Raw genomic sequence first — 13,901 nt, forward strand, 5'->3', positions numbered from 1 at the left:
CCCCTAACCCCCCCTGTTGTGCTACCCGGGGGCGGCCCCCCCCCACGGGGGCCCCCCTCCGCCGTTCGGCGTGGTCCGCGTGGCGCTGTCCGCCCGCGGGCCGCTGTCCGTGTGCGGGGTCAGCGGGCCTGCGTCGAGGCGGACGCGGAGTCGGTCGGGGTGCCCGCGTCGCTCGCCGACTCCTCGGGGGTGTCGCCCTCCGCCCCGGAGGCGGGGGCCGTGGCGGAACCGGTCGGCTTCGTCTCCGGCGACTTCTCCGGCGTCTCGGGCAGCGCGCTCGGGCCGAAGCCCGTGAAGTAGCTCGTCGCCGGCACGACGGACGCGCCGAGCGGGATCTCACCGGCCGAGCTGAACTTGAAGACGAGCCGCTCCACATTGCCCGCCCGGGCGGCCTCGCTGCCGTTCTCGATCACGGCGGAGGCGTTGCCCGGGCCGCCCAGCAGTACCGAGCCGCCGGCCGGGACGACGACCGGACCGGCGCCCTTGGCGGCGTGCAGCTGCACCGAGGCGCTCGAACCCGGCATCGTGACGGCATCCAGGGTCTGCGGCTTCGCGCCGTTGTTGAACAGCGTCGCGACAACGACGGCCGGGCCCGTGGCGGTGGGCTCGGGCTGGGTGACGATGTTCGCGTTCTGGATTCTGATGTCACCGACGGTGGTGGCAGCATTGTCCGGCCTGACCTTGAGCGTCGCGGCGTCATTGCCCGCGCCGCACGCGGCGAGCGAGGCGATCGAGAACACGATGGCTGTGGCGGCGAGGGCGCCGTGTCGAAGGCTGCGGCTCACGGCGGCGGCAACTCCTTGAACGTTCGGACTGCGGACGGGTGGGGAGCGACGTAAAGCCGCCCTAAGGGTGTGTCAGCGGCTTCAGGCTACCGAGCCGCCCGCCCGGCCCCGCACCCGACCCGCCCCTGAGAGTGATCTCGGTCCTCCCGGCGCCTCCCGGGACTTCCCGCGGTCATGCCGTTCGGCTGCTTCCGCCCGGCAAAGGTTTGCGGCCCCGGTGGGCTGCCGAAACGGTCCGACACATGCCGTTCACATATCGCCGGTGATCAATTCATGGAGCGTGGCGCATTCCGTGCGCATAAGCGATCGCGCCGGGCCGTTGATCAATTCCATTGATCAACGGCACTTACCTCCGCACGGGTGATCGATCTCCGAACGGAGTACGGAAACTTCAGCATCCGGAACCCGGCAAAACGGGACGTTCGACCCCTGTGGAGGGTGGTCCGGATGTGTGAGACGTGTGTGTTTCGCCCTGCCCGCACAACGGCTCCGACCTGCGAATTCCACCCCCCGTGAGCCTTCCGCAGCACGTGCGTGTTGCTGTTGTCAAGCCCCGAGATATGCCCTGACCTGCGAAAACGCCATTCAGGAGAAGCAGTTCTCGTGTTACTCTTGATAGCCACGGAAGGGGTACCTGTCACATGACGTTCAAGGTTGGCGACACCGTGGTCTATCCCCATCACGGGGCCGCGCTGATCGAGGCTATCGAAACTCGCCAGATCAAAGGCGTGGACAAGACCTACTTGGTGCTCAAGGTCGCCCAGGGCGACTTGACGGTTCGTGTGCCGGCGGACAATGCGGAGTTCGTGGGTGTGCGCGACGTGGTCGGGCAGGAGGGGCTGGACCGGGTCTTCGAGGTGCTTCGTGCGCCGTATGCCGAAGAGCCGACGAACTGGTCCCGGCGCTACAAGGCAAATCTCGAGAAGCTCGCCTCCGGCGATGTCATCAAGGTCGCCGAAGTGGTTCGCGACCTGTGGCGTCGTGAGCGCGAGCGTGGACTCTCCGCGGGTGAGAAGCGGATGCTCGCCAAGGCTCGCCAGATTCTGGTGAGCGAGCTCGCTCTCGCGGAGAACACGAACGAAGACAAGGCCGAGGCTCTGCTCGACGAGGTTCTCGCGTCCTGAACCGGCTCGCGCCGGTCGTAATCAATGTGCCGCGGTGCCCGCTGACAACCGTATTCACGGTATGTCGACGGGCGCTGCGGCATGTCTGTATCCAGCCACGGCGTGGCTGGAAACAATGCGCAGCCTGTCCGGATTACGTCTCGATTCACCGATGCGTTGGCTTCATCGGTGATACCCCCGATACGTTGCTCGCGATCTTGCGCAGCCGATCCCGAGCACCGGTGCGGCTTGTCCGACTTCGACCGGGTGTCACGGAAAGGGCCCCGTCGAGTCAGGGCACGGCGCCCGGCTCGCTTGTGGCCATACCCACGTCGACTGTGGAAACAAACATGCCGAAGCCCCGGAGTGCAATCGATGTCTGATCAATCGCGTCCGTACCGCACGGCCGCCGTGATTCCCGCAGCCGGCCGCGGCGTACGGCTCGGGCCGGGTGCCCCCAAGGCGCTCCGCGCGCTGGGCGGGACGCCCATGCTCATCCACGCGGTACGGGCCATGGCGGCGTCCCGTTCCGTCTCCCTGGTCGTGGTCGTCGCGCCGCCGGACGGCGCCCACGAGGTCAAGAACCTGCTCGACGAGCACGCCCTGCCCGAGCGCACCGACTACCTCGTCGTGCCCGGCGGGGACACCCGCCAGGAGTCGGTGCGGATCGGCATCGACGCGCTGCCCGAGGACATCTCCGTCGTCCTCGTCCACGACGCGGCGCGCCCGCTGGTGCCCGTCGACACGGTGGACGCGGTGATCGAGGCGGTACGGGACGGGGCGCCCGCCGTCGTCCCCGCGCTGCCGCTGGCCGACACCGTCAAGGAGGTCGAGCCCGGTGCGCCGGGGGAGCCGGAGCCGGTGCTCGGCACGCCCGTGCGGGCCAGGCTGCGCGCCGTGCAGACCCCGCAGGGCTTCGACCGCGACACGCTCGTACGGGCGCACGGGGCCGTCGCCGTCAGCGGTGAGGGCGCCACGGACGACGCGGGCATGGTGGAGCAGCTCGGGGCGCCCGTGGTGGTCGTACCCGGGCACGAAGAGGCGTTCAAGGTGACCCGGCCGCTGGATCTGGTGCTGGCCGAGGCGGTACTCGCACGCAGGAGGGCGAACGATGGCTTCTGAGGAGACGACGGCCCCTGTGGAACGGACCGGGCCGGTGATCCCGCAGGTCGGGATCGGCACCGACATCCACGCCTTCGAGGAGGGCCGTGAGCTGTGGTGCGCGGGGCTGCTCTGGGAGGGCGAGGGGCCCGGGCTCGCCGGGCACTCGGACGCCGATGTCGTCGCGCACGCCGCGTGCAACGCGCTCTTCTCGGCCGCCGGGCTCGGCGACCTCGGGCAGCACTTCGGCACCGGGCGGCCCGAGTGGTCCGGCGCCGCCGGGGTGACCCTGCTGACCGAGGCGGCCCGGATCGTGCGGGCCGAGGGCTTCGGGATCGGCAATGTCGCCGTCCAGGTCGTCGGCGTACGGCCGAAGATCGGCAAGCGGCGGGACGAGGCTCAGAAGGTGCTGTCGGCCGCCGTGGGGGCGCCCGTCTCGCTCTCCGCGGCCACCTCCGACGGCCTCGGCTTCACCGGCCGGGGCGAGGGCATCGCCGGGATCGCGACCGCGCTGGTCTACCGCACCGGCTGACCCGCACACGGTCCTGACCTGCCGGGACCTCCGGGGCCACGGCCTTGTTGCACATCGCTTGCACGTACGCTGGTACGGCAAGCGATGTGTCGTACGAGGACGGTGGGCTCACGGATGAGCACGACGACGGTGGTGCCGGTACGGGCCAAAACCGACGGATACGTACTGCGCACCGCCACCCCCGCCGATCTCGGCGGGGCGCGGGCCGTGATGCTCGACACCGTCTACCGCGACCTGCGGTCCGGTTACGTACCGCGCTGGCACGCCGACATCATCGATCCCGAGGCCGCCTATCTGCGCCCGGACCGCTGCACCCTGCTGGTCGTCGAGTGCGACGGCGAGATCGTCGCCACCGGCGCGGTGCGCGACCGCGGGCCCCAGGCGCCGCCCAATCCGCAGTGGGTCGCGGACCGCTTCCCGTCCGGCACCACCGCCCAGCTCTGCCGGATCTACGTCTCGCCCGGCCATCGCAGGCACGGGCTGGCCCGGCGGCTGGTGCGTGAGCTGTGCGACTTCGTCGCCGCGGCCGGCGGGTACGAGGCGATCTATCTGCACACCGACCCGGCCGTGCCCGGCGCCGAGCCGTTCTGGCGGTCGCTGGCGGACGAGGTGTGCGACGAGCGCGCGCTGCCGGGGGGCGGTCAGGGCATCGTCCACTTCGAACTGCCGATGCGGGTGCCCGCCACCCCTGCCCGCTAGATGACAATCGTTTTCATATAAGGTCGCTGTCATGCCCTCGCCCCGACGCCGTCGCCCCGCGCTGCCCCTGACGCTCTCCGCGGCCGCACTCCTCGTCCCGCTCGCCACCGCCTGTTCCTCCTCGGACGGCTCCGGCTCCTCCGCGGACGGGCAGCGGCTCCGGGTCGTCATGGCCTTCCCGCCCGCCCAGGCCATGTCCCCCTACGGCGACGACGCCGTCACCCTCAGCCGGCTCGCCGTGATCGAGGGCCTCACCACGCTCGACAAGAACGGCGACGCCAAGCCCGCTCTCGCCACCTCCTGGAAGCGCGACAACGACCGCACCTGGAGCTTCACGCTGCGCGACGCCGTCTTCCAGGACGGCCGGAAGCTGGAGTCGCCCGCCGTCGCCCGCTCGCTGCGCGCCGCCGAGGAGGCGTCCCCCAAGCCCCGGGTCCTCAGCGACACCCGTCTCAATGTCACCACGCCGGACGCCAGGACCGTACGGATATCCACCCGGACCCCCGACCCGCTGCTGCCCCAGCGGCTGGCCAACCCGTCGCTCACGATCCTGTCCGAGGGCGCGTACAAGGGCGGCAAGGTGAACCCCGCCGGGCACGCCACCGGCCCCTTCACCCTGACGAAGGTGAACGGCGCGCTCAGCGCGACGCTCCAGCGCAACGACAGCTACTGGGGCGCCAAGGCCGAGGCCCCCGGCGTCGACGTGAAGTTCGTCGCCGACGGCACCGCCCGCGCCAACGCCCTGCGGACCAGGACCGTCGACGTCGCCGAGTACGTACCCATCTCGCAGGCGTCCCTCCTCGGTGACGGGCTCGTCCACGAATTCCCCTCCGCCCGTACCAACGGCCTCTCCCTCAACACCCGGCACGGGGTCTTCGCCGACCCGGCGATGCGTGCCGCCGCCCGCGAGGCCATCGACTCGGCCGCCCTGGTCAAGGGCGTCTACGAAGGCCGCGCCGACACCGCGGAGGGGCTGCTCGGCCCCGGCGTGCCCTGGGCCGCCGCCGAGCGCACCGCCCCCACGAACCGGGCGAAGGCCGCCGGCAAGGCGGAGGTCGCGAAGACGAGGCAGATCGTCCTCGCCACGTACACCAACCGGCCCGAACTGCCCGAGGTCGCCACCGTCGTCCAGCAGCAGCTCACCGCGCGCGGCTTCACCGTCAAGCAGGTCGTACGCGACTACGCCCAGCTTGAGGCCGACGCGCTGGCCGGCAAGTACGACGCGTTCATCCAGGCCCGCAACACCCTCCTGGACACCGCGGACCCGGTCTCCTACCTCGCGTCCGACTTCACCTGCGACGGCAGCTTCAACATCTCCCAGCTCTGCGACGAGCGGGTCGACGCCGCCGTGGACAAGGCCGCCGGCCTGGCCGGCACCACCGCCCGCCACCGCGCCGAGACGGCCGCCGAGGCCGACATCCTCGGCACCGACGCCCTCGTACCGCTGCTCCACGAACGCTTCGTCCAGGGCTACGACGACAGCCGCGTCCACGGTGTCTCGCTCGACCCGATGGAACGCACCCTGATCACCGCCGACACCCGCGTCGGGTGACCGGGTGAAGTACCTGGCGGGGCGGCTCGGCACGCTCCTCGCGGTCCTCGCCGTCATCGGGCTGCTGCCCACGCTGACCCGGACCGACCCGGCGCTCACGATCCTGCACGCCCGGTACGCCGACCGGCCGCCCACCCCCGAGACCCTCGACGCGATCCGCGCCGAGACCGGGCTCGACGGCGGGGCCGTGCACCTCCTGGGCGACTGGCTGGGCGGCCTCCTCCGTGGCGACCTCGGCACCTCCTGGGTCTCCGGACAGCCCGTCGCCCCCGACGTGACGTCCGCGCTCGGCGTCTCCCTGACCCTGATGGGCGCCTCGCTCGCGGTCGCCGTGCTGCTGGCCGGCGCGCTCGTCGCGGGCACGCTGCGGCGCGGGGCGCGGCGCCGGATCGTCACCGCGCGGGCCGGGGTGAGCGCCGCCGTCCTCGCCGCGCTGCCGGAGTTCCTGCTCGCCGCCGTCCTGGCCACCGTCGTCGCCGTGCAACTGGGCTGGCTCCCGGCGCTCGGCTGGGGCACGCCCGGCCAGGCGGTGCTGCCCGCGCTCGCCATGGGCGTCCCGGCGGGCGCCCTGCTCGGCCGGCTGCTGGACGACGCGCTGCCCGCCGCGTTCGCCGAACCGTGGGCGCGGGCCGCCGTCGCGGGCGGACTGCCCGGACGTCGCATCGTGCCGCACGCGCTGCGCCGCACCCTGCCCGGACTGCTGCCACAGCTCGGCCTGGTCGTGGTCGGCCTCACCGGTGGCGCCGTCGCCGTCGAGACGCTGTACGCCGTGCCGGGGCTCGGCGGTACGGCGCTGGCCGCGGCCCTCGCGCAGGACCTCCCGGTGCTCCAGGCGTGCGTGCTGTTCCTGCTGCTCCTGGGCGTGCTCGCGGGCGTCGCGGCCCGCCTCGCCGGCCGCGCGCTGCTCGGGCCCGCACTGTCCGAGGGGGCCCTCCCGGCGTTGGTGCCCCCGGTCCTGCCCGCCCGTCGGCTGCTCACCGCCGGGGCGGTGGTGCTCGCCGTGCTCTTCGTGGCCGTGACCGTCGCCGGGCTGCTGCGCGACCCGCTGCACGTCGACGCCGCCGCCCGGCTCGCCGGTCCGTCCGCCGCGCATCCCCTCGGCACGGACTCCCTCGGCCGTGACGTGCTGGCCCGCCTCGGCCACGGAGCGGCCCGTACGGTGCTGACCGCGATCGCCGTCTCCGCCGTGACGCTGCTGCTCGGCCTGGTCCTCGGAGCGGTACGGGCCGGGGCGCTCACCGAGACCGCCAACGCGCTGCCGGCGATCCTCTGCGGCCTGGTCGTCGCGGGCATCGCGGGCCCCGGCCCGCTGGGCGCCGCGGTCGCCGTGGCGGCCGTCGCCTGGGCGCCGCTCGCCGCGCACACCTCGGCCCTGTACGCCCAGGAGCGGGCCGCACCGCACATCGCGGCGGCCCGCTCGATGGGCGCCGGGCGGTGGCACATGGCCCGGCGGCACCTGCTGCCCGCCGTCGTGCCCCCGGTCCTGCGCCACGCGGTGCTGCGGATCCCGGCGATCGCGCTGGCCCTGGCCTCCCTCGGCTTCCTCGGCCTCGGCACACAGGCACCGGCGCCGGAGTGGGGCCGGATGCTCTCGGAGAACATGCCGTACGCGGAACGGGCCCCCTGGTCCGTGCTGGCCCCCGCCGCCGCGCTCGCCGCCCTGGGCGCACTGGCCGTCCTCACGGCGGCAGCGGTACGGGGGCGGGGGCGTGCCCGAGGCCGGGCAGGCGCGGCTTGAACGGGTGTCGCGGCTCGAACGGGGACGGGGCGCCCGGCGTCGGCGGGCGGGGGGCGGGGCCCCTCCGGGCCGTCTCCCCGGAACCGACGTGGCACCCCGCCGCGTGCGGTGGCCCGGTCATCCACGTCGGTCCCTGCGGGGACGGCCCTGCGCGGCCCCGCCCCGGCATCGTCGGCGACCGCGGGCCGGTGGCACCTCCCGCGCACGCACGACTCCCCGGCCCGGGGCCGTGCGGGGGAGCCCTCGCAGGGCGGCGAACGGACATCCGGGTTCCCGACCCGGAGCGGCCCCGGGCCGCCCGCCCCCGGCAGTGCGGGGTGACCCCGTGACCGCCGCGCTCACCGCCGGGGCAGCCGTGAGGACCACGCCCTACCTGCGTCTGCTCACCGCCACCCAGTTCGCCTTCAACATCGGCTTCTACGCCGTGCTGCCCTACCTCGCCGCCCATCTCGGCACCGGCCTCGGCATGGCCGGGTGGCTCGTCGGGCTGGTGCTCGGCCTGCGTACGTTCAGCCAGCAGGGGCTCTTCGTCGTCGGCGGCGCCCTCACCGACCGGTACGGGCCCCGGCCCGTCGTCCTCGTCGGCTGCGCACTGCGGATCGCCGGCTTCGGGTGGCTGGCCTTCGCCGGGTCCACCGCGAGCGTCATCGGCGCGGTGGTCCTCATCGGGTTCGCCGCCGCGCTGTTCTCGCCCGCCGTGGAGTCCGAGACCGCCCGCGAGTCCGTCCGGTACGAGCGGGACACCGGAACCCCGCGTGCCCAGGTGCTGGCCGTGTTCTCCGCCGCCGGGCAGGCGGGCGCCTTCATCGGGCCGCTGCTCGGTTCGCTGCTCCTGATGCTCGGCGCCGGATTCCGGGCGGCCTGCCTCGCCGGTGCGCTGGTCTTCGTCGGCGTCCTCGCCGGACACGCCCGGCTGATGCCGCGCCGGGCTCCCGTCACCCGGACGGCCGAGTCCCGCGGCTCCGTTCGCGAGGTGTTCGGCAACCGGCCCTTCCTCCTGCTCTGCCTCGCGTACAGCAGCTACCTGATCGCGTACAACCAGCTCTACCTCTCGCTGCCGGCCGAGGTGGCGGAGGCCACCGGCGGGCAGGCCGCGCTCGGCTGGCTGTTCGCGCTCTCCTCGCTCCTCGTGGTCTGTGCCCAACTGCCCCTGACCCGCTGGGCCGCCCGCCGCGTCGCCCCGCGCACCGCGCTCGCCACCGGCCTCGGGACCGTCGCCGCCGGGTTCGCCGCCGTACCGCTCACCCCCGGCGGCCCCGCCGGACTGCTGCCCGGTGCCACTCTCGTCGTGCTGCTCACCCTCGGCCAGATGCTGCTGGTCCCGGCCGCGCGGGGCCTGGTACCGGACCTCGTCGACGACCGGCGGCTCGGGCTCGCCACCGGGGCGCTCTCGTCGGTCTCCGGGCTCGCCGTGCTCGGCGGCAGCGCCGCCACCGGGGCACTGCTCCAGGCGCCAGGACCGGTCCGGTGGGCGGTGCTCGCCGCCGTGCCGCTGGCGGGTGCCGCGCTCGCCCTCACTCTTCCGGTGGACGGGAACGGGAAGCGGGAGCGCTGAGCCGGGGTTGGGGTACGTAGAGGCACCACCGAACCCACTGGAGGACGTACGCCATGCCCGCCGCACTCCCCGCAGAACTCAAGGCGCTTCTCGACACCCCCGTGTTCGTCACCGTCGCCACCATCCAGCCCGACGGCAGCCCCCAGGTCACCCCGGTCTGGGTGAAGCGCGACGGCGACGACCTGCTCGTCTCGACGTCGATCGGCCGCCGCAAGGAGCAGAACCTGCGCCGTGACCCACGGGTCTCCGTCGTCGTACAGCCCTTCGACGCCCCGTACACGTACGCCGAGATCCGCGGCACCGCCACCCTGACCACCGAGGGCGGCGACGAACTCATGGACGAGCTGTCCGTGAAGTACACCGGCAAGAAGTTCGCGGAGTTCAACCCCTCCCTCGACGACGCCGAGCGGGTCGTCGTCCGGATCACCCCGCGCAAGGTCGTCGGACGCGTCTGAAAGCATCCCCCGAGGGCCCCTCGGCGCGGGCGGAAACACCCCGCTGTCAGAAAGTTGTCCCCGCGATCCCCCAAGGGGTCGCGGGGCACTGGTGCGCGCCCACTACCCTTGAGGCGTGACTATTCGCCTGTACGACACCAGCGCCCGGCAGATCCGTGACTTCGTACCGCTCACAGCGGGCTGTGTCTCGATCTACCTCTGTGGCGCGACCGTCCAGGCCGCCCCGCACATCGGGCACATCCGGTCCGGGCTGAACTTCGACATCATGCGCCGCTGGTTCGAGTACCGCGGCTACGACGTCACCTTCGTCCGGAACGTCACCGACATCGACGACAAGATCATCGCGAAGTCGGCGGAGCAGGGCCGCCCGTGGTGGGCCATCGGCTACGAGAACGAGCGGGCGTTCAACGCCGGCTACGACGCGCTCGGCTGCCTCCCGGTCACCTACGAGCCCCGTGCCACCGGCCACGTCCCCGAGATGATCGAGATGATGCGGGGTCTGATCGAACGCGGTCACGCCTACGCGGCCGACGGCAACGTCTACTTCGACGTGCGCTCGTTCCCCGGCTACCTGGAGCTCTCCAACCAGGACCTGGACGATCTGCGCCAGCCGTCCGGCGACGGCGAGACGGGCAAGCGCGACCAGCGCGACTTCGCCATGTGGAAGGCGACCAAGCCGGGCGAGCCCAGCTGGGAGACCCCGTGGGGCCGCGGCCGCCCCGGCTGGCACCTGGAGTGCTCCGCCATGGCGCACAAGTACCTCGGCACCGCCTTCGACATCCACGGCGGCGGCATCGACCTGATCTTCCCGCACCACGAGAACGAGATCGCCCAGGCCAAGGCGTACGGCGACGAGTTCGCGAAGTACTGGGTGCACAACGGCTGGGTCACCATGTCCGGCGAGAAGATGTCGAAGTCGCTGGGCAACTCGGTGCTGGTCAGCGAGATGGTCAAGCAGTGGCGTCCGATCGTGCTGCGCTACTACCTCGGCACCCCGCACTACCGGTCGATGATCGAGTACAGCGAGGAGGCCCTGCGCGAGGCCGAGTCCGCGTTCGCGCGGATCGAGGGCTTCGTCCAGCGCGTGACCGAGAAGGCGGGCGAGACGGTCGAGCCCGCCACCGAGGTGCCGCCGGCCTTCGCCGAGGCGATGGACGACGACCTGGGCGTCCCGCAGGCGCTCGCGATCGTCCACACCACGGTCCGCCAGGGCAACTCCGCACTGGCCGCCGACGACAAGGAAGCCGCCGTCGCCCGGCTCGCGGAGGTCCGCGCGATGCTCGGCGTCCTCGGCCTCGACCCGCTCGACGAGCACTGGGCGGGCGAGAGCGACCGCGGCGACGATCTGCACGGGGTCGTCGACACGCTCGTACGCCTCGTTCTCGACCAGCGCCAGTCGGCCCGCGAGCGCAAGGACTGGCCCGCCGCCGACGCCATCCGCGACCAGCTCAACCAGTCCGGACTCGTCATCGAGGACAGCCCCACCGGACCGCGGTGGACACTCGGCCCGCGCCAGTAGTCCCCACCATGTGCCGCCCGGCGTTCCGGGCGGCACACTTCACTTAGTACGCATGTCTGAGAAGCAACGAAACAGGTAGGTCATGGCCGGGAACAGCCAGCGCAGGAACCGCCGCACGTCCAACAAGAAGGGCATGCAGGTCGGCAGCGGTGGCCAGCGACGCCGTGGTCTCGAAGGCAAGGGACCGACGCCGCCCGCCTCCGCCCGTAAGGGACACAAGAAGAACCGGGTGGCGAACGCCCAGGCCAAGCAGGCCGCGGCCCGCCGCCCCGCGCCCCGGCGCGGCGGCGTCAAGGGCACGTCCGAGATGGTCGTCGGCCGCAACCCGGTCTACGAGGCCCTGCGCGACGGCGTCCCGGCGACGACCCTGTACGTCCAGCAGTACATCGACAACGACGAGCGGGTCCGCGAGGCGCTCCAGCTCGCCGGTGCGCGCGGCAACATCAACCTGATGGAGGCCCCGCGCCCCGAGCTGGACCGGATGACGAACGGCCTGAACCACCAGGGCCTCGTCCTCCAGGTCCCGCCGTACGAGTACGCGCACCCGGAGGACCTCACCGCCGCCGCGTACGACAACGGCGAGGACCCGCTGATCGTGGCCCTCGACGGCGTCACCGACCCGCGCAACCTGGGCGCTATCGTCCGCTCCGTCTCCGCGTTCGGCGGCCACGGCGTGGTCGTGCCCGAGCGGCGTGCGGCCGGGATGACGGCGGGCGCCTGGAAGTCCTCGGCCGGCACGGCGGCCCGTACGCCGGTCTCCCGGGTGACCAACCTGACCCGGGCGCTGGAGGGCTACCAGAAGGCCGGCCTCACGGTCGTCGGCCTGGCCGCCGACGGCGAGCACACCGTCGAGGACCTGGAGGAACTCGCCGGGCCCGTCGTCATCGTCATCGGCAGCGAGGGCAAGGGCCTCGGCCGCCTGGTCGGCGAGACCTGCGACTACCGGGTCCGCATCTCGATGCCGGGCGGCGCGGAGTCGCTGAACGCGGGTGTCGCGGCCGGGATCGTGCTGTACGAGGTCGCGCGGCGCCGGGCCTGAGAAGTCCACCCGGCCGGGGGGCGGCCGACCGGGGCCTGTCCGGCGGGCCGGGTCCTGTCGCCCCCCGCCGGACCCCATTGACGGGCCTCGGACACATCGGGCCCGTCAAGGCAGTGTCCTAAACACAGATCACTCGGTTAGATGAGTGTGGACACCAGAACGCCTCGGTTCGACGAACAACCCGCCCTGAGCATGACCAAGGTGGACTGCGACCCTGCGCAGGTCATCGTCAACCACGCCAGCTTCCGGGTGCAGCTCGCACCTGGCCAGCGCCCGCGGCTGCGCGGTCTGGCCCCGGCCGGCGTGCCCAGGATCCCCGCCATGAGCGGCGCAGGAGCGGCCCGCGGCAGGCGCTCGCCCGTCGTGTGGAGCGGCAGGTCCGCCCCCGGCGACCCCGGCGCCACCGGGCTCCTCCAGGCCGTGCGGAACTCCACCGCGGGCCGCCCGGCCCCGGCCGGGTACGACGCGTACGGCCCCTACGCGGCCCCGGAGCGCGACGGCGGACCCGGCACGGGCGGCACCCGGGTCATCGACCTCCTCGAAGAGACCCAGCCCACCCCCGTCATCACCGCCCCCCATCAGCCGGGCCGCTACGACAACGGACCGCTGCTGCCGCCCATGCGCCGGGCGGTCGGCGCCTTCGACGACGACGGCGCGCCGTACGCGCCGGAGGCGTACGACGGCGAGGACGGGTTCGACGAGGAGACCGAGGACCGGAACGGGCGCCAGAGCGGCGACTCGGTCCGGCACGCGTACTACCCCGGCCGCCGGATGAACCTCGGTGTCGTGCTGCTCCCGCTGCGCGTCTTCCTCGGCTTCATCTCCATCTACGCCGGCATGGGCAAACTGTGCGACCCGGTCTACTTCGACGGCGGCGACCGCGGCTCCATGGTCAAGTGGCTGAACTCGCTGCATCCCTGGGCGCTGGCCGAGCCGCTGCGCGACTTCGCGCTCTCCCACCCCGTCGGCGCCGGACTCACCGTCGCCTTCCTCCAGGTCGTCGTCGGCGTCCTCACCGTCCTCGGCCTCTGGCAGCGGGTCGCCGCCTCGTTCGGCGCGCTGCTGTCGGCCGCCCTGCTGGTCACCGTGAGCTGGCGCACCGTCGCCGCCTACGACGCGCCCGACATCATCTACCTCGCCGCCTGGAGCCCGCTGATCATCGCGGGCGCGCCCGTCTACTCCGTCGACGGGCGGCTCGCCGGTGAGGCGTGGCGCAGGCTCGGCCCGCGCTCGGCGATCTGGGACCTGCGCCGCCGGGTGCTGCGCCGGGGCGCCGTGGTCGCCTCCGTCGTCGTCGGGCTCACCCTGCTGGTGGGCTCGGTGCTCGGTGGCGCGGTCCGGTCCTCCGAGGTCGTCACCGTGCCCGGCCCGAACACCGACCCGACCAACCAGCTCCCCGGCTCCCCGCTCCCGCAGGAGTCCCGCAGTGGCCGTGCCTCGCACTCCCCGGAGGGGCAGCGCCCCGCGCCGTCCCGGAGCAGCGTCGCCACGACCCCGTCCACCGCGCCTTCCACGCCCGCCGCGGGCACCGTCCGCGAGTCCGGCCAGGCGGCCGGTGCCGGCCAGCCCAGCCAGACCCAGGGCACCGGCCAGCAGGCCCCGCAGCAGACGGCCCCGCAGCCGCCCCCGTCCAGCAGCTCCGGCCCGTCGTCGTCCGGTTCCACCGGTACGGGCGGTGGCTCCACCGGCGGCTCGGACGGCGGCGGCACGTCCGGCGGCACGTCGGGCGGCGGGCAGAACCCCATCGGCGGCCTGCTCGGCTGAGCCGCCGGCCCGACCACGCGGAAGGGGCGGTCACCCCTATTCGAACCCGGGGACCCCCC

The 13,901-nt window shown here is 73.1% G+C and carries 12 protein-coding genes; 11 read left to right on the top strand and 1 reads right to left on the bottom strand.

Annotated elements, in window-relative coordinates:
• Nucleotides 1–119: 119 nt before the first annotated feature.
• The gene (locus tag ACFVH0_RS06215; protein WP_385818320.1) at nt 120–785 is read right to left on the bottom strand and encodes a DUF461 domain-containing protein; all 666 of its coding nucleotides are present in this window, start codon (nt 783–785) and stop codon (nt 120–122) included.
• Between the two features lie 641 nt (nt 786–1,426).
• Between ACFVH0_RS06215 and ACFVH0_RS06220 the strand changes: the two genes are divergently transcribed.
• The 11 genes from ACFVH0_RS06220 (at nt 1,427) to ACFVH0_RS06270 (ending at nt 13,842) form a co-directional block, all read left to right on the top strand.
• On the top strand, nt 1,427–1,909 hold the full coding sequence (locus ACFVH0_RS06220) for a CarD family transcriptional regulator (RefSeq protein ID WP_006380568.1): 483 nt from the start codon (nt 1,427–1,429) through the stop codon (nt 1,907–1,909).
• 354 nt (nt 1,910–2,263) lie between these two features.
• The gene (gene ispD, locus ACFVH0_RS06225) at nt 2,264–3,010 is read left to right on the top strand and encodes a 2-C-methyl-D-erythritol 4-phosphate cytidylyltransferase (protein WP_385818321.1); all 747 of its coding nucleotides are present in this window, start codon (nt 2,264–2,266) and stop codon (nt 3,008–3,010) included.
• Nucleotides 3,000–3,521, top strand: coding sequence for a 2-C-methyl-D-erythritol 2,4-cyclodiphosphate synthase (gene ispF, locus ACFVH0_RS06230; RefSeq protein ID WP_259931495.1), 522 nt, complete (start codon nt 3,000–3,002; stop codon nt 3,519–3,521). The genes ispD and ispF overlap by 11 nt, the downstream gene beginning before the upstream one ends.
• A gap of 114 nt (nt 3,522–3,635) precedes the next feature.
• Nucleotides 3,636–4,220 carry a GNAT family N-acetyltransferase gene (locus ACFVH0_RS06235; protein WP_385818322.1) on the top strand — a complete coding sequence of 195 codons (585 nt, stop codon included), beginning with the start codon at nt 3,636–3,638 and terminating at the stop codon, nt 4,218–4,220.
• 31 nt (nt 4,221–4,251) lie between these two features.
• Nucleotides 4,252–5,772, top strand: a complete 1,521-nt coding sequence (locus ACFVH0_RS06240) for an ABC transporter substrate-binding protein (protein WP_385818323.1) — start codon at nt 4,252–4,254, stop codon at nt 5,770–5,772.
• A gap of 4 nt (nt 5,773–5,776) precedes the next feature.
• On the top strand, nt 5,777–7,510 hold the full coding sequence (locus ACFVH0_RS06245; protein ID WP_385818324.1) for an ABC transporter permease subunit: 1,734 nt from the start codon (nt 5,777–5,779) through the stop codon (nt 7,508–7,510).
• A 325-nt stretch (nt 7,511–7,835) separates the two neighbouring features.
• Complete coding sequence (locus ACFVH0_RS06250; RefSeq protein WP_385818325.1) at nt 7,836–9,065, top strand: MFS transporter; 1,230 nt, start codon at nt 7,836–7,838, stop codon at nt 9,063–9,065.
• 53 nt (nt 9,066–9,118) lie between these two features.
• Complete coding sequence (locus ACFVH0_RS06255; RefSeq protein ID WP_385818326.1) at nt 9,119–9,520, top strand: PPOX class F420-dependent oxidoreductase; 402 nt, start codon at nt 9,119–9,121, stop codon at nt 9,518–9,520.
• 115 nt (nt 9,521–9,635) lie between these two features.
• Nucleotides 9,636–11,039 (top strand): cysteine--tRNA ligase, encoded by a 1,404-nt coding sequence (gene cysS, locus ACFVH0_RS06260; protein WP_385818328.1) that lies wholly within the window; start codon nt 9,636–9,638, stop codon nt 11,037–11,039.
• 82 nt (nt 11,040–11,121) lie between these two features.
• Nucleotides 11,122–12,078: a 23S rRNA (guanosine(2251)-2'-O)-methyltransferase RlmB gene (gene rlmB / locus ACFVH0_RS06265; RefSeq protein WP_266730848.1), complete on the top strand. Its 957-nt coding sequence runs from the start codon at nt 11,122–11,124 to the stop codon at nt 12,076–12,078.
• Nucleotides 12,079–12,219: 141 nt separating this feature from the next.
• A complete protein-coding gene (locus tag ACFVH0_RS06270; RefSeq protein ID WP_385818329.1) occupies nt 12,220–13,842 on the top strand; it encodes a DoxX family membrane protein in 1,623 nt (540 codons plus the stop codon).
• The last annotated feature ends 59 nt before the right edge of the window (nt 13,843–13,901 follow it).

Source organism: Streptomyces sp. NPDC127117 (assembly GCF_042677325.1).
GTDB lineage: Bacteria > Actinomycetota > Actinomycetes > Streptomycetales > Streptomycetaceae > Streptomyces.